The sequence below is a fragment of the Blautia sp. TF10-30 genome, from assembly GCF_003481245.1.
In the GTDB taxonomy this organism is placed as follows: domain Bacteria; phylum Bacillota; class Clostridia; order Lachnospirales; family Lachnospiraceae; genus Fusicatenibacter; species Fusicatenibacter saccharivorans.
Genome location: NZ_QUKM01000001.1, coordinates 53,258 through 70,604 on the forward strand (window position 1 = coordinate 53,258; position 17,347 = coordinate 70,604).

Sequence of the window (17,347 nt, forward strand, 5' to 3'; positions counted from 1 at the left end):
TTTTTCTTCCATCCGCCGATGAAAGTTTTTTATTTTAGAGGAAGATCTCGCAGTCATCCTCAACTTTTTTGCAGTTTTTCAGAACATCCTGCATAACGCTCTTTGGATCCTGTCCGTCTTCGAACTCAACGATCATTTTGAGCATCATAAAGTTTACGGTAGCATCCTTTACACCTGCTGTGTTTTTTGCAGCCTCTTCCATTTTGTTTGCACAGTTTGCGCAGTCAACATCGATCTTATACGTTTTCTTCATCGCTTTTGATCTCCTTTTTCATTTTCACTGTTCATATGAACATTTATTCATATGTTTGTTTTTATTATAGCACCAGTGATGCAATTGTCAATGGAAAACTGAAAAAAATCAAAAAAATCTGCCCGTCGGATTTTTTTGATTCCTGCGGGCAGATAGATCTGTTATTTATTCCTCATAAAGAAACGTTATGTTCTGCTATTTTTCACTTTTCCGAATCACAATCTGTCCGAACCGTGCACATCCGTCCAGAACCTCTATTTTCAGAATGCCTTCTCCTGTAACGGTACCGAGTGTGAACCGTTCGAGTGTGTTCGGTGCTGTTTCATATGCAAAATATGGATGAACATCCGAAGTTACTTTCTCACCGGCAGGAGGCATTACCCCTTCAAAAAGAGTCTCTCCCTGAATAGCTGCCTGTACCTTCACCTCTTTGTCTGCACAGTAAGTTACAGAAACGGTATAGGTTTCTTTTTCACGGATTGTATAGGAAGCATACTCTCCTGCTCCCAGCTGAAGCTGTACATGATCTCTCGGATGTTTGATCGGACCCGGTGCGGCAAACCCGGCCGGTTCAGGATGATATCCTTTTTCATAAACCAATTCAAACCGGTCATACAGACGATATCCTGCAGCATTCGGAAGATCACTAAGACCACGGTGTGAATCCATCGGCAGCGCGTTGTAGCCGATCGCCGGGATCTCAAAATCGCCCTCTCGAAGCAGATAAGGATGATACTGCGTATTTTCTTTGCATTTATCGACCGCCAGGCATTCCAGGTAGCTGTCCCAGATGGCCTGCGCATGCTCGTAGGACGGTTTTGCAGCTCCATTAATTGCATAATCGGTAATCAGATGCCATTCATCCGGAACATTAAAGTTCAGAATCGAAGCACATCCTGCTCCCTCTACCGTTTTCCAGCACCACAGATTATAACCGGCGTGGTACTCGGCAAGAATCTCATACATCGTTGTCTGCCATGCGTGCTCATTTCTTCCTCCTGTCTCGCCCATCCACAGGCAGATCTTCTGTTCCCGGCAGGTACGGAGAACACTGGCAAGAGAAGCTACCTCCGGAACAACCATCTCATACGCATGAAGACTGATGCCCCAGTTGTGGTATTCCGGGTCAAACTCATGATTAAAGAAATATGTAAGAGAGGAAAACTGTGTACCATTCAGCAAAAATAAGTGTTTCTGGTCGATCTTTCTGCAGCGGCGGATCATTTCCTCGTAAAAATAGACCAGCTTCGGTGTCAGCTCCTCGCGGCGCGGCGTCATGGAGATCGGCTCGTTGATACAGTCATATGCGCCGATGATCCAGCGGTCTTTGTATCTTCTCATAAACTCTTCCATCAGAAGAAACATCCGCTCCATCGATTCTTCATCGTCATACAGATGCTGTCCATTGTCCACGCCGTCATCACACGGAATTCCGGACTGGCCTGCCGTTGCCGCATGGAAATCTACGACAGCATAAACCTGATACGTCTCACACCAGTCGAGAACATCATTCAGCATGGCAAAGGAATCTTCATTATACGTAATCCCCGGCTCCTCATACAGAAAGCTTCCTGCGCGGATCGGCAGACGCACGGAATTGTAACCGCGTCTGGAGAGAAGTGCAATATCCTCCTCCGTCAGATACAGCCGTCTCCAGCGTTTCCAGAACTCCTCCGCATATTTCGTTCCGCAGGTCTCCCGTAGAATCTGGTCCATACTTCTTCCACGGTCCATACGTCCCATCGGCGCATATTTTCCAGGCTCGAACAGTCCAAAGCCGCTCTGGGTGCCGAGCATAAATCCTTCCGGATTATCCCAGTTTCCCATGCCCCAGCCGCGGAGAATCACCTCTTCTCCGAAATCATTCACAATAATACCGTCCTGATTGTGCAAAAATCCCCTTACACGTTCTTTGTCATAATACCCCATACAAAAATACCACCTTTCCGCAGAAGCCTTCTGGTTCTGCGCTTTTTCTTCTATTATAAAAATTCTGGTTTTCTGTGTCAAGAAATAGATTTTTACTATTTTCAGGGAAAAAACATGATATTTTTTTTAAAATTGCTTGACAAACCGAAAAATGAGACTATAATGCAAAGTGTTCAAAAGAAAAAAGGGATCAGAAAAAAGCAATGAGCAGGACAACATTTTTCGGGTGAGCCTTTGCAGAGAACCATCGGCTGGTGCGAGATGGCAGGTATCCCAAAGAACAATCCCCTGTGAGCTGTACAGACGAAACCAGAAATGGAAAGTAGTCCGGACCGGCCTCTCACCGTTAGCAGAGAAGAGATTCACCGGAAAGTGTATCAAATGGTTTCGGGGATCTTGTCTGAGTGATCGACCAAAAGAAACAGCCGATAATTAGAAGTGGTAACGCGGAGCGTTTTTTGAAAGCTTCGTCTTCTTGCATAAGTCAGGGAGACGAAGCTTTTTTTATTTCCAAGCATACCAACACAATTGCCTTTTCCCTTTTCTTTTTCCATTTGAAATCCATGTAAACTGGAAATATCATTTTTGAACGAGGAGGAATTTTATTATGAACACGTTGGTTATTGTACTGATCGCCGCCGTATGTCTGATAGCAGGTTATACCTTCTACGGAAGCTGGCTGGCAAAGAAATGGGGCATCGATCCTAAAGCAAAAACACCTGCCGTTGCAAAAAATGACGGTCAGGATTACGTCCCTACCGATGGATGGACCGTATTCGCCCATCAGTTTTCTTCAATCGCAGGTGCAGGCCCTGTCACCGGTGCCATTCAGGCCGCTGTCTTTGGATGGGTTCCCGTCCTTTTATGGATCCTGATCGGCGGTATCTTCTTTGGTGCTGTTACCGATTTCGGTGCGCTGTATGCGAGTGTCAAAAACGAAGGAAAATCCATGGGACTTCTCATTGAGAAATACATCGGCAAAACAGGAAAAAAACTGTTTCTTCTCTTCTGCTGGCTCTTTACACTGATCGTTATCGCCGCCTTTGCAGATATGGTTGCCGGAACATTTAATGCTTACGAAACGGTTGACGGCGTCACAAAGCTTTCTGCCCAGGCAACTGTAAACGGCGCTGCCGGAAGCATCTCCCTGCTATTTATCGCTTTTGCTGTTGTCTTCGGACTGCTCCAGAAAAAACTGCAGTGGAAAGGCTGGAAAGAAATGGTACTCGGCCTTGCCTGCACTGTTGCAGCCTTTGCAATCGGCATGAATGTACCGCTTGTAACAAGCAAAGCAACCTGGACTTATCTGGTATTTGCCTACATCTTTCTTGCCGCTGTCCTTCCGATGTGGCTTCTGATGCAGCCGCGTGACTTTATGACAACCTTTATGTTTGCCGGCATGATCCTTGGCGCTGTTGTCGGACTTGTTGTTGCACACCCGAAAATGAATCTTCCAATGTACACCGGTTTCCACAATGCGGCATCCGGAGATCTGTTCCCGATCCTGTTTGTCACCGTTGCCTGTGGTGCTGTTTCCGGATTCCACAGCCTGGTATCGTCTGGAACCTCTTCGAAAACCATTGCGAATGAAAAAGATATGCAGAAAGTCGGATACGGAGCTATGGTTCTGGAGAGCCTGCTTGCCGTCCTCGCCCTCTGCGTTGCCGGTGCTGCTGCTTCTGCAGACGGTACGGCTGCTGTCGGAACGCCATTTGCGATCTTTTCTTCCGGTGTTGCCGGATTTCTGGAAATGTTCGGCATCCCGGTATACGGAGCACAGTGCTTCATGACGATGTGTGTATCGGCGCTGGCACTTACCAGTCTTGACTCCGTTGCACGAATCGGCCGTATGTCCTTCCAGGAACTGTTCACTGTCGATGATATGGAACATGCTGCCGGATGGAGAAAGCTGCTCTGCAATAAATATTTCTCTACCATTGTTACTCTGCTCTGCGGCTACATCCTGACCCAGATCGGATATGCCAATATCTGGCCGCTGTTCGGAAGTGCAAACCAGATGCTGAGTGCACTCGTTCTGATCACGCTCTGTGTCTTCCTGAAAGTCACCGGCCGTGAAAACAGAACCCTGTTCCCGCCGCTTATCATCATGCTCTGTGTCACCTTTACCGCACTGGTAGAGCGTGTCATTGCACTTGTAAAAGCGTATGGAGCAGGAACCGCTGTCTTCCTCGTTGAGGGACTGCAGCTCATCATCGCCATTCTGCTGATGGTTCTTGGTGTCATCATTGTTATCAGCTGTGGAAAAGAACTGTTCCGGAAGAAAGCGGGACAGGAAACGAAATAATATAGATGTTTCTTCAAAGAGCTTCCTAACACAAAACGCCGTCAGACTACAACAAGTCTGACGGCGTTTTACATGCCATAGTTTTTTACGAAACAATTGCCGCCTTGGTCGCACCGATAATCGGGGAGCTGACTCCCTTCGCCCATTGCCATGCCAGTGCGGTCATACATTCGGGGCTTCCATTGTTTCCTCAATCGGAGTTTCGTAGTCAAAACGGTGAATGATATACAGATCCAGATACTCTGTTCCCAGCCGTTTCAGTGTACCGTCAATCTCTCTGTGAATGGCTTCTGCCGACAGATTGCCAAAATTTTACTCCGTATAATACTGTGCCTGCGCATTCCAAAGCTCATAGTATTTGCCGTTTGTATCCACAAATCCCCTGTTCCATAAGGTAGCATCCAGATACTTCGGGATCTCCCGGCTGTCCTGCTGTAAAAGTGACATCCTCCACCACCTGTAGAGGTGGGGGAGGATGTCACACTTCATGACCTTATTCCTTCTCCAGAAACATACTCTTCAACAGATGCGTTCCCGCTTCCGTCCGAAATACTTTTCTGCAGAAATTTTCAATCGCCTGTTTTGAATATTCGCTCTCGCCGGCATTGACCAGAAAATCGGCTTCCAGCAGGATCTGGTAATCCATTCCCTCTACATTTGTATAGGTATGATGATGCGTAACCAGCCATGTGATGCGTTCGACATCCAGTTCTCCTGCCGGTACATCTTTGAAAAATTCTGCAACGAGCGGCGCACTTTCCTCTTCCTGATGCTTTCCGCTGGTATTTCCGTATTTTTCCCGACACAGCGGGCAGGCAATATCATGGACAACAGCTGCCATCTCCAGCGTTTCCTGTGTTTTTGGATCCAGTCCTTCCGCCTCGCCGATGTTCTTTGCAAAGGCCCATACCTTCAGAAAATGATAAATATCATGAATATTTCCCTTATAAAAATCTGTCATTTTTTCAATTGCAGTAGCAATTTTCATATCGTGTTTCCTCCTTCGCATCCTGTCTTTCTTCCCATTATATCACATGTTTCACGCATTTGAGTATCAGATTATCATCTGATCTTATCACAAAATATGCAAAAACAGGAGGCAGAACCTGCCTCCTGTAGCTTTTTAACACTATGATATTCTTTATGCCAGCGGTTTTCCTGTCAGCATCTCATATGCCTGAAGATATTTCTCGATCGTCTTGTCTACGATTTCCTGCGGCAGAGTCCAGTCGTGGTTTCCATCGTTGGCTTTGAGCCAGTCGCGCGCGAACTGTTTGTCAAAAGATGGCTGACCATGGCCTGGTTCATAACCATCTGCAGGCCAGAAGCGGGAGCTGTCCGGAGTCAGCATCTCGTCGCCGATTACGATATTTCCGTTTTCATCAAGACCAAACTCAAATTTTGTGTCTGCAATGATAATGCCTTTGCTTAAAGCATAATCAGCACATTTTTTATACAGAGCGATGGTGTAGTCGCGAAGCTTCTCTGCATACTCGGCTCCTTTTCCCGGGAAGTATTTTTCCAGATGGGCGATGCTCTGCTCATAAGAGATATTTTCGTCATGATCTCCGATTTCAGCCTTTGTGGACGGAGTGTAGATTGGCTCAGGAAGCTTGTCAGATTCTTTTAATCCTTCCGGAAGCTCGATGCCACATACTTTTCCTGTTTTCTGATAGCTTGCCCAGCCGCTTCCGGTAATGTAGCCGCGGACAATGCACTCGATAGGAAGCATTTCCAGCTTACGGCACATCATGCTGTTTCCGTCAAATTTCTCCTGCTGGAAAAATTCCGGCATGTCTTTTACGTCTACAGAGATCATATGATTCGGAAGGATGTCTTCTGTCAGATCGAACCAGAATTTGGACATCTGGGTCAGAACGGTACCTTTTTTTGTTACCACATTGTTCAGAATGACATCAAAACAGCTAATACGGTCGGTTGCTACCATGATCAGGCTGTCGCCGTTATCATAAATCTCGCGTACCTTACCCTCTTTGATTGGCTTTAATTCTTTCATCATGAATACCTCTTCTTTTCGTATAGGATAGTGAACGGAATTACACCCGATCCGGTGAAATTCCTTTGACACCTTTACCCTACACCACTCCTTATAAATTGTCAAGTATTTATTATTAACGCTACTAAATAAAACAGGCAAAATGATTGCTGCTCCGGTGCGCAAAAAAGTGCTTCAGGCGTGTGCAGTTCTCCTTTTGCGAAGCAAAACTTTTCATGATGGCTGCGAATGAGCAAATAAAATCGGCCGTCTGCCTTCCGAAAAATAAACAGTTGGCCGATTTCTTTCTTTTATGCGAAATGGAAACGGAACGTATAGCTGTATCTTCCCTTGCATACACGATATTCCGGGTGAATATTTTTCGTCCAGCCGGTATCTCCGCCAAGGCCTGCGTGCGCTGCATCCAGGATCAGCCAGGTTCCTGTTGTCTGCTCCGGAAGTTCTTCCTCATATGTGGCTTTTCGATATTCTGCTATAGAATAAGGAAGTGCACTGAAATGGAAATCATCACTGCCCACAATCTGAACGGTATGTGTTCCATCCGAAAGAACGGCAAATCGCGTATCCTCATGGCCACCGCATTCGCAAGGTACTACAAACGGAACGTGCTGTTCTGCTACAGAAGATGTGTAAAATCCGGTAAAAGCTGCGTCCTTTCGGTCTGCATACGTCTCCCAGGGACCTTTTCCATACCAGGTGAGCGTATCAAACGCTGCAGGGAAGCGGAACGACTGTCCGACTCTTGCGATGGTCTCAAGGCCGCTGTTGTTTGTTACTTCGTTTTTCAGCTCCATTCCCTCACTGCCGATGCGATACAGAGTATGAGCGGTAAAGAGTACTGCGTTGTCCGGCTCCGCGGTATAGGAAGCCTGCACTTCAAGAAGCACCTGATTTCCGGCACTGACAGCCGATACTGACTGTACTTCCTTTTTCAGACGATCCAGACCTTCCGCGCGCCAGATATCATCGTAATCACTTTCATGGGTTCCCTCATCAATACCGGTTGGGGCACGATAAAATTCATCTTTTCCGCCGGTCATAAAAGAAACGCTCTTTGCCTGATATCTGGTAAATTCACCTGTCTTTTTATCAAAGATAATTTCGGTCTCTTCGCCGGTGATGCGAACATGATTTTCATCCTCCGATACGGTCAGTGGTTTCCCGACAATCGTTTTCTCGTCTGCCAGATAAACACCTGAAGTAACCGGAATCTGACGGCGGTATAGTTCTGTTCCCGCCGGTGCATAGAAGGTATCTTGGGCAAGCTCAACGTAATAATTTACATACGCCTCGCCATGCAGTTTCGCCGGAAGCTCCGGAAGCGGAAGCGTCTCTGTTGTTCCGGCTGCCGTGTAAAATGCCGGATAGCTGCCTTTTGCAAGCGTTTCGCCGTTCTGCACAATTTCATAGCGCACCTGCAGATGAGAAAGATCGAGGGTATGGTAGCGGTTTGCCAGCACCCATATAGTTTCGCCGGTATATGGATTTTTCACCTGCTCAATCGTAACCGGGGACTGGCCGTTTCTCACCTCATAGGCGCCCGGTTTATAGGAAAGATCGGCAAAGACAACACCATTCAGACACATATCCGGAACCGGATCGGTCACATCCTCTCCGAACGCTCCGCCGTAGCCGTATTTGATATTTCCGTCCTCCTCGTGGATCGCAATCGCCTTGTCCGCGAAATCCCAGATAAAGCCGCCCTGGAAACGCGGGTATTTATTGACATAGTCCCAGAACTCCTTGAAGTTTCCGTTGCTGTTGCTCTTTGCATACGCATATTCGCACATGATGAACGGGCGGAGATCAGAATCGTCTGCCATCACATCCGTAAGCCAGCTCATCGTCGGATACATCGGGCAGATGACATCGGAAATATTACTCTTTGGGTTGCCGGACTCATACTGAACGTATCTTGTCTTGTCGTATTCGCGGATCCAGCCGTGCATCGCAGCATGATTCGCCCCGGCACCGGATTCATTTCCAAGGGACCACAAGACGATGGAAGGATGGTTTTTATCACGCAGTACCATACGGGTTGCACGCTCCAGATAAGCGGCTGTCCACTCAGCGGATGCACTGAGCTGTCCGCCGTAACCGTGCGTCTCAAGATTTGTCTCATCGACAAGGTAAATGCCAAGCTCGTCACACAGATCATACCATTTCACGGAATTCGGATAATGGCTGGTACGAACAGCGTTGAAATTCAGGCGTTTCATCACAGCAATTTCTTTTCGCATCTGCTCCTCAGAAACGGTACGTCCCGTCTCGGCGCAAAAATCGTGGCGGTCAACACCTCGGATCACAAGGCGTTTGCCATTCAGGGTCAGAACACCGCGGCTGTTGATTTCCACCTGACGGAAGCCGACCTTGCAGCTCTCGATATCAACCGTCTCATTCTCTTTGTTCTGTAGCTCGACAACGAGGGTGTAAAGTGTCGGAGTCTCTGCAGTCCAGAGTGCCGGGTTCTCTACCGGAGCAGTAACGGTTGCGATGAATTTCGGCATCAGATAGAAGCCGCACTCAGCAAACGGTCTCGAATCCATCTCGGTTACTTTGTTCTGTTCTGCATCATACAGCGTCACTTTGGCATGATACTCGCCGTACAGCGGTTTGGAGTTGTCCGGCCAGATCGTGACAGAGAGGGTAGCTTTCGTGTAATCCGGGTGTGTGAACAGTGTCTCTGCCTTATAGTCCAGGATGTGCTGCACCGGTTTCGATACGAGGCGGACATCGCGGTAGATACCGGACAGATGCCAGTAATCCTGATCTTCCAGGTAAGTACCGTCACAGTAGCGCATTACCTGTACGGCGAGGGTGTTCGTTCCCTCCTGCACATATTCAGTGATGTCAAATTCCGCGTTCACTTTGCTGTCCTGGGAATACCCCACCTGTTTTCCGTTGACCCAGAGATAGAAGCAGGACTCCACACCGCCGAAATCGATGAGAAGCTGTCGGCCGATATAGTCTGTTGGAACCTCAAAGGTTCTGAAATAGCAGCCAGTCAGATTTTTCTCCGGTACGTACGGCGCATTCAGCTCGTAGGTGCCTTCGGTAATCTCGATCTCAAATGCTTCGCCGTTTGCCTCCCGTTTGAACGGATACAGCATATTGGTGTAAACCGGCTTTCCATATCCCTGCAGTTCCCAGTTGGACGGCACCGGAATCGCATCCCATGCTGCGTGATCGAAATTCTCTTCATAAAATGCTTCCACCGCTTCCGGTGACGGATACATTTTGAATTTCCAGTCTCCGTTCAGATCCATTACAAAGCGGGACGCGTTCCGATTTCCGGCGAGCGCCTGCTCTACCGTCTCATACGCACCGTATGGTGTATGCATCGGATAACGATTTTTCTGCGTTATATACTGATTTTCCCAGTCTCTTGTCTGTCTCATGTTCTTGAAACCCTCCTTGCCTTTGCTTTCGCATTTTCCGACTGTCTCTCTTCTTTTTATCCAGATTGGTGTTCCTTTTTTGCTTTCCTGTGATATAATACATCTGTGGATTTTCAGAAGATTCATGCAGTTATCTTATGATTCAGTATAAAACACTGCACGTGGATGAGAAATAGTTGATCTGGTGTTTCTTTTATCCAAAATGGGAAAGCAAAGGAGAAGTCGTATGATACCGGAATATCTGCTTGCAAAAATAGAAAAGAGCGATGTTATCTATCGCTGTATTGGAAATGAAATGAAGAACGGGATTCTGGCGTGCGGTTTTATGCGGAAAGAGACGGCGGACCGCTCGCAGTATCATTTTTCGAACGAGTATTACAGCTGTTTCGTGCTGCTGCGCGGGAGCGGGGAATATATTGCCGAGGACGGCACCTCCTATCCGCTGCAGGCGGGAAGCCTGGTCCAGCGTCTGCCGGGTGTGCCGCATTCCACACGCGTAGACCCCGATGGGAAATGGCTGGAATTTTTTATCTCGATTGGGAAACCGTTTTTTGATTCTTTCTGCTCGCTTTCGGTTCTGAACCGGGAGCCGGTGCTAAAGGCAGAGCTGCTTCCCGGCGATCTCGAGCGGTATCAGAAGCTTCTGCAGTCGTTAAAGGCCACACCGGACAGTCTGCTGCCTTTGCGGATTCCGGAGATGGAAAAAGAGATTCTGCGAATGTACGGCTACCATGCGCACCGGGTGAATCTGCAGCGGGATCCGATCGAGGCCGCCTGCGATATGCTCTCGCAGAATCTTGATGAAGAAATTTCTCTCGAAGAGCTTGCCCGGTCACTCCAGATCGGTTATGAGACGTTTCGAAAAGTATTTAAAAAACAGACCGGCGTCTCTCCTGCACGGTACCGCACTAGGAAGAAAATGGAGCAGGCCCGTATTCTTCTCGAGGGCGGCGTACCGATGAAGGAAATTGCCGGTCTTGTCGGATATGGCGATGTCTATGCGTTCAGCAAGCAGTTTTCCCGGTTCTTTGGATTCCCGCCTGGAAAGTACCGCGCACGTCTTCACACGGATGCGCCGGATTTAGAACAGTTTTAAGATATCGTCCACGGTTTTACGTTTCGGCTTGTCCGGGTTGATGGCACGGTAGCCGACAGCAATGACAGCACCAAGGAGCTCATTCTCCGGAATGGAGAGGGCTTCACGGATAGCTTTCTCATCACGGATTCCCATAATCAGAGTATCAAGGCCGAGTTCTCTTGCGCGCAGGATCAGGTTTTCGTCATGCAGGCCAAGATCGTAATAGCCCCAGCCGTTTCCGACTTCATTGTCCGGTGTTCCGTCCTGCGTGAAGCCGGAGCGGTCTTTTACGAATGCTGTTACGACAAGTGCGGCTCCCTTTGAACTCTTCTGATTGAATTCTGGAAGGCATTTTGCGGAAAATTCTTCGACTTTCTCCGGTGTTACAAGGGCATAGTACCGTGTTGTCTGTGAGTTTTTCCAGGATGGTGCCTGAATCGCTGCCTGTACGATCTCCTGGATCTGCTCTGCGGTTACGTGTTTCTCCGGAGCAAACGCGCGGATGCTTCTTCTTTCTTCCAGCAGTTTTGTAAATTCCATGGTGTATATCCTCCTTTTATTTATAAAGCCTCGTAATCTTCCCGTGAAAAACGGTGATACGTCAGGCCGAATTCATTTTCTTCGACACAGTAACAGTATTCATCTACAGACGGGTCTGAAAAAGAAAATACATGGCCCATCTCATGCTCCTCGGATGCGTTTTCTTCCACGGTAGTATGCATTTTCTCTGCATAGGAAGAAAAGCAGTTTCGAACCTGTTCCATTGTGTTTCCAGGCGTTGTGATCACCTGCAGAAGGTTCTGCAGGAGCTCCGGAACAGGAATTTTCCGCTCGATATAAGAACATCCCTCCTCCGGGATTTCCATGCAGTAGCGGTCCTTGACCGCTGAAATCGCAAGTGTTCCAAGACGCGGCTGTACTTCCTTACAGAACGCGGCAAGTGCCGCATCCAGGTCTTCTGTTTCGTCTAAAGAGAGGGAACGGCGCAGGGACTCCACCGGGTAGTAGAGCTTCATCGTACCGCCCTCATAGCCGATCTTCACCTGCCATTCCCGAATCGTATCGGTAATATGTTTTTCCAACAGTTTTGCTGTCATATTTTTTCAGTCACCTCCATTATGCTGCATGTGCAAAAAATACAGTATTATTATCGCATGAATTGGGCGTTGTGTGAACACTTAATTTTTTGTTTTTTACAAAAAGAAAAGAATCACTTTTTTTACTCCTCGAAACGTCAGAAACCTCCGCCAGAAAAGCTGGAACAGAGGTTTCTGTGATTTCTTATGTCAGAAGAATTTCTCAGTCATTTTGTTCTGAATTACTCTTCGTCGTCTTTTTTCTTTCTGCCGCGGAGTTTGAATCCAAGTCCGCCAGCGCCAAGAGATGCAACTGCCATGCTTACCCATCCCCAGATGTTGGTAGCATCACCGGTCTTTGCATTATCACTCTTCTTGGAAGTAGAGGTATTGGATACTTTATTACTTGCAAGCGGAGTAGATGTTGCTTTCGGGGTGCTTGTCGGGGTCTTCGTCGGCTGCGTCGTAGGTATTGTGGTAGGAGCAGTCGTCGGGGTTGTGGTTGGTGCTGTTGTAGGTGTAACCGTCGGAGTCTCAGTTGGGGTAACCGTCGGAGTCTCGGTCGGGGTTACGGTTGGGGTCTCTGTAGGAGTAGGAGTCGGCTCTTCTGCTGATTTCTTCCAGGTGAAGCTAAGATCCTGATATCCCAGTGAAGAAACTGTAATTTCAAAGGAATCGCCCTCTGCGAACGGTGCTGCATCTGTCTTTAAGGAACCATCCTCATTGAACAGTACAACAGCTCCTCTTCCGCTTGCTGCATATGCTTTTCCATTTACAGTAACAGAGGTAATGTTCTTCAGATAATCTGCAAACTCTTCATCTGTTGCATCCCCTTTCTTAAGCAGACCCGGTGTTGTCGTATCTTCGTTAAATGCTGCCGGCATCTCTTCCGTGTAAAGGATAAAGTCTGCGGAAAGATCTGCATATTTACCATTCTTATCGCTGACAGTCAATGTATAAGAACCTTTCTCTGCATTCTTGAAGTACAGAGTATCACCGGACACGGTTCCCGTCAGACCTTCTACTGTATAGACAGCATCGTAATCATCCGGCAGGCCTTCCAGTTTAACAGAAGCATTTCCAGATGTGACAGACGCATTCTCTACAGAAAATTCATATGCAAACTTAACCGGTACATATACATCTGCGTCGACTTCGTAAATTCCCTTGCTGGTGTAATAGGTAATTTTGTTGATGGTCTGTCCCATCATACTCTTGTAATGTTCAGAAGAAGTCGGGCAATTATGAACGCTTGTGGTAAATCCAGTGCTCCATGCCAGCTTAGACACTCTCCAGATATTCTCCAGATGACGCATTCCGTAATCGTTGCCCTCTTTTGTGCTGACAACAACACCATATACGGTATCTTCGCCTGCTTTGATGGTATCAGTAAGACCATCCAGATCCAGCTGATAATCACCGTATTTGCTGTTAGTGGAGAGCTCTGCCGTTACATTTTCCAGCTTTGCTGTCTCGGTTCCCTGAACAGCACCAAAGGTTACATTGCCGTCTGCATCTACAGATGCTTCTTTGTAATAAGACGGAACCTCATGTAAAGTGTAATATGCATAGCTTGCATTCTCATACAGTGCATCTTTTCCGGTATACGTTGTGGTGGATGTCTGTCCACGGTTGGTAACGGTGATTTCTACAGAATCCTCATCTGTCACTTTCGTGTATTTGCTCAGATCCATACCCTCTGTTACTTTTACTGGGAAGGTGATACCTGTAATATCGCTTCCGTCTGCATTCACATGGTAAGATCCGCCAGAAAGGGAGGCTGTTCTTGTTTTGTTCTTGGTTGCGGAAGTAAATGCATCTACTGGAATATCGTTATGAACCTCTGCCTGATAGAACTCAGCATACGGAATGTTCATTAATACATACTGGGACTGAAGTGCTTCGATTGCTGCATTCAGATGCTCTGTTGCTTCGTCTACGGTTCCCTGGCTCTGTTTTTTCTCCAATGCTTCTTTTGCTTCTGCCAGTTCTGTCTGCATATTATTCCAGGAAGTTTCCGTGTAAAGATCTTTATTCAGTGCATCTGCCTTTGCAATTGCCTCTTCCAGTGCTGCTGTGCTCTCTACCGGATCAGCTCCTACAATATTCGCTTTGGTTGCTTCAAAAGTGTAGGAAGCATCTGCATAGCCAAGTGCATGAATCGTAATCTTCCAATAACCGGTTCCATCCGTTCCCTCCGGTAAAGTGCAGCGCAGGGAATCGGTAAGGCCAAGCTGGATTCCCATTACTTTATGCATCCAGTTATCTGCTGCGAATTTTGTTCCATACGTTGCTTTTGCATTCGTATAAGTGGAATCATCACCGTAATAAGTCCAGGTTACGGTCTGCAGATTAGCAGCCAGATCGCCGTAATCTCCCGTTAAATCTACGCGAAGGAATTCTCCATAAGAACCATTGGCTTCTTTCACGGTCAGTCCTACGGTCTCAGCATCCGGAGCTGTCTTCAGCGCCTGATCTTTGATTCCGGATTCACTTCCTGTTGTTCTTGCAGAGAAGGAGAAGCTTCCATCTGCATTTTTCACTGCTATCTTCAGACCGTTTGTGTTTTCTGTTACATCTGCAACCAGGCCTGTATAGCTCTGCAGTTTATTTTCAGAAAATCCACCGGAAAGTGTTCCGCCGTTTTCTACCACAACATACTTTTTGCAGAAATCTTCGTAATCATCTTCCGAAACTTTTACAGGCACATATTTCAGACCTTTTACTTCATAATGATCAATCTGGCTCTTATCGTAAGTTACGGTCTCGCCGTTCGTCAGAACTGCCGTGGTTGCTGCGGTATAATATGCTACATCATAGGTTGTGCCATCTTTCATGTAGATAGTCGCTGCGCACTGGAAGCTTCCTCTGTGCAGTCCATGGTTTGTAGTCGCACGGGTTACAACATCAAAAGCGCCTTTATCACTTTCTTCGCGACTGTCAGTTTCATCCGAACCAGCGTCGCTTCCTGCCGCCTGAACTCCTTCTGCTGCCCAATACTCAGCCCAGGTAAGACCTGCATATACATATTTATATGTTGTTTCTTTCTTCTCATAAGTAAAGGAAAGCGTCTTGTAACCTGTTGCAGTTACTTCGATTTCAAATTTATTTCCTTCTGCAAAAGCGGCAGCTGTCAGATCAAGCGTACCGTCTTCTTTGATCAGAATTGTTTTCCGTTTTCCAGTTGCTGCATATTCTTTTCCATTTACTTTTACCGAAGTGATGTTCTTGATATAATCAGCAAAGTCATCTTCTGATGCATTCTCTGCTTTTACAAGCGCCGGAGCACTTCCTTTTTCGTTGTAAGCAGCCGGCATTGCATCTGTATACAGAGTAAAGCTCTGTGTCAGATCTGCATAAACACCTTTTTTATCATGAATCGTCAGAGTATACATTCCTTTTTTCGCATTTGCGGAATAAGAAATGGTATTTCCGTCTACTGCAAATCCATCCAGACCATCTACGGAATATTCTGCATCATAATCAGCCGGAAGTCCGGTTACGGTCATCGTTGTCTTTCCAGCGGAAAGAGAAGCGTCTTCTACGGATACACTTGCCTCAAATTTTGTTGGAACAAAAATATCATTCACTGGAATCGTGTAGATTCCTTTGCTGGTATAATAAGTAACCTTATTGATATGCTGTCCCATCATGCTCTTGTAATGTGCAGAAGAAGTCAGGCATCCATGTACCTGTGTTGTAAATCCAGTTGACCATGCCAGCTCTGTTCCGCGCCAGATATTTTCCACATGACGCATACCATAGTCATTGCCTTCTTTCGTGCTGACAATAACACCATAGATCTGATCGGTTCCAACATCAATCGTGTTCTCCAGTCCGTCGAGATCCAGCTGATAATCTCCATATTTTGATTCAGTCATAAATTCCGGAGATACATTGGTCAGTTCAATTGCAGTTCCAACTGTTTTTCCAAAAGAAAGAGAGCCATCTGCATTTACCGTTGCTTCTTTGTAGTAAGAAGGTACTTCGCTTAATACATAATATGCATAGTCTGAGTTTTCAAATAAGGCGTCTTTTCCAGTGTATGTCTGTGTAGATGTCTGACCACGGTTTGTTACTGTAATACTTACAGAGTCAGAATCTGTTACTTTCTTAAATTTGGAAAGATCCACTCCTGTTACTTTAACCGGGAAGGTAATTCCATTGATTGCACTTCCATCTGCATTGGTATGATAAGAACCACCGGCAAGAGTGGCTGTTCTTGTTTTGCTCTTCGTTGCGGAAGAAAATACATCCACTGGAACAGAGTTGTTTACATCTGCAGCATAAAATTCATCATACGGAATGTTCATCAGAACGTAAGCCACCTGCTCAGTTGGAGTCTCGGTCGGGGTCGCCGTTGGGGTTGCGGTTGGCGTTGCTGTCGGGGTCGCCGTCGGAGTCGGTGCTTTAACAAGGCCTTTTACTGCAGTATTCAGCGCATCTTTCGCGGTATCAACAGCGCTCTGGGATTCTTTTGCAGAAAGAGCAGATTTTGCTGCGGTAAGAGCAGTCTGGACAGCTTTCCAGGAGTCTGCGGTGTAGTCAGCTTCCTTTAATGCTTCGGCATCTGCGATTGCTTTTTCAAGTGCTGTGGTGTCTACTGCTTCTGGAGTCGGGGTTGCTTTTTGGGTTGCTGCAAGAGCCGCGGTTTTTACTGCATTCGAAGTTCTGGTTGCACCCGATACAATATCCCATCCTTCAATGTTTTCAATCGTTGCATCTTTTCCAAGAAGTTTCGTTTTGAATCCTTTGCTGTTTGTAGCTGCTTTTTTAAAATATGTAGCATTTTCTATATTGTATCCAGAACCAGGTGTTACTGCAATATCAGAAAACTTACCGTCTGCAACTGTGATTTTGACATTAACGTCATATTCATCCCATGCATTCTCATCCTCATCGTCTTCTGCAGTTCTGGTAACATGAGCCGTAGACTCATAAGTGCCATCTGCCAGCACGCCACTTGTAGCATCCGCCAGTGCGGTTCCCGGGAGCAGGCTCATGGTCATGGAAGCTGCCATTACGGCTGCTAATGATTTTTTCTGAAGTTCTTTTCTTTTGATCATAACTTCCTCCTTTTTCCTTTTCCACAGTTTTGCAGGAAAAACAGGGGCAAAACTGTCCTTCATTATTATATTAGTTTTCACTAATCAATAATTGTTTTAACTAACCGTAGATTATTCTACTAATTTTTGATCGTTTTGTCTAACTCTTAACTGATTATTTTTTCTCAAAAGAGGCACAGATTCTGCTTATTGAGTATTTTTACTATTTAATGATCCGATACTGTG

General features: G+C 46.6%; 11 protein-coding genes and 1 pseudogene. 2 read left to right on the forward strand and 10 right to left on the reverse strand.

Annotation, left to right across the window (positions count from 1 at the left end; genetic code table 11):
- Positions 1-34: 34 nt before the first annotated feature.
- Both DXD02_RS00255 and DXD02_RS00260 read right to left on the reverse strand, forming a co-directional pair.
- Positions 35-253 carry a cation transporter gene (locus DXD02_RS00255; RefSeq protein ID WP_055266075.1) on the reverse strand — a complete coding sequence of 73 codons (219 nt, stop codon included), beginning with the start codon at positions 251-253 and terminating at the stop codon, positions 35-37.
- 195 nt (positions 254-448) lie between these two features.
- A complete protein-coding gene (locus tag DXD02_RS00260; protein ID WP_118666241.1) occupies positions 449-2,182 on the reverse strand; it encodes a glycoside hydrolase family 5 protein in 1,734 nt (577 codons plus the stop codon).
- 607 nt (positions 2,183-2,789) lie between these two features.
- Between DXD02_RS00260 and DXD02_RS00265 the strand changes: the two genes are divergently transcribed.
- Positions 2,790-4,487, forward strand: a complete 1,698-nt coding sequence (locus tag DXD02_RS00265; RefSeq protein WP_022462875.1) for a carbon starvation CstA family protein — start codon at positions 2,790-2,792, stop codon at positions 4,485-4,487.
- Positions 4,488-4,661: 174 nt separating this feature from the next.
- Here the strand turns inward: DXD02_RS00265 and DXD02_RS16175 are convergent.
- The 5 genes and pseudogenes from DXD02_RS16175 to DXD02_RS00285 form a co-directional block, all read right to left on the reverse strand.
- A pseudogene (locus tag DXD02_RS16175) lies at positions 4,662-4,799 on the reverse strand (aldo/keto reductase); the annotation flags it as partial.
- Positions 4,800-4,934: a hypothetical protein gene (locus tag DXD02_RS15920; RefSeq protein WP_274601035.1), complete on the reverse strand. Its 135-nt coding sequence runs from the start codon at positions 4,932-4,934 to the stop codon at positions 4,800-4,802.
- Between the two features lie 46 nt (positions 4,935-4,980).
- Positions 4,981-5,475, reverse strand: coding sequence for an HD domain-containing protein (locus tag DXD02_RS00275; RefSeq protein ID WP_055228150.1), 495 nt, complete (start codon positions 5,473-5,475; stop codon positions 4,981-4,983).
- 153 nt (positions 5,476-5,628) lie between these two features.
- Positions 5,629-6,504, reverse strand: a complete 876-nt coding sequence (locus tag DXD02_RS00280) for a phosphoribosylaminoimidazolesuccinocarboxamide synthase (protein ID WP_055217859.1) — start codon at positions 6,502-6,504, stop codon at positions 5,629-5,631.
- A 290-nt stretch (positions 6,505-6,794) separates the two neighbouring features.
- Positions 6,795-9,902 carry a glycoside hydrolase family 2 TIM barrel-domain containing protein gene (locus DXD02_RS00285; RefSeq protein ID WP_158580093.1) on the reverse strand — a complete coding sequence of 1,036 codons (3,108 nt, stop codon included), beginning with the start codon at positions 9,900-9,902 and terminating at the stop codon, positions 6,795-6,797.
- Positions 9,903-10,128: 226 nt separating this feature from the next.
- On the opposite strand from DXD02_RS00285, the gene DXD02_RS00290 reads away from it, so the two are divergent.
- Positions 10,129-10,998 (forward strand): helix-turn-helix domain-containing protein, encoded by an 870-nt coding sequence (locus DXD02_RS00290; RefSeq protein ID WP_055266091.1) that lies wholly within the window; start codon positions 10,129-10,131, stop codon positions 10,996-10,998.
- Here DXD02_RS00290 and DXD02_RS00295 read toward each other — a convergent pair.
- From DXD02_RS00295 to DXD02_RS00305, 3 genes are all read right to left on the reverse strand, one after another.
- The gene (locus DXD02_RS00295) at positions 10,984-11,520 is read right to left on the reverse strand and encodes a nitroreductase family protein (protein WP_117761498.1); all 537 of its coding nucleotides are present in this window, start codon (positions 11,518-11,520) and stop codon (positions 10,984-10,986) included. The two genes, DXD02_RS00290 and DXD02_RS00295, sit on opposite strands and share 15 nt — an antisense overlap.
- Before the next feature lie 20 nt (positions 11,521-11,540).
- Positions 11,541-12,077, reverse strand: a complete 537-nt coding sequence (locus tag DXD02_RS00300; protein WP_117801135.1) for a DUF3877 family protein — start codon at positions 12,075-12,077, stop codon at positions 11,541-11,543.
- A gap of 221 nt (positions 12,078-12,298) precedes the next feature.
- Complete coding sequence (locus tag DXD02_RS00305; RefSeq protein ID WP_118666243.1) at positions 12,299-17,122, reverse strand: penicillin-binding Tp47 domain C-containing protein; 4,824 nt, start codon at positions 17,120-17,122, stop codon at positions 12,299-12,301.
- Between the last annotated feature and the right edge of the window lie 225 nt (positions 17,123-17,347).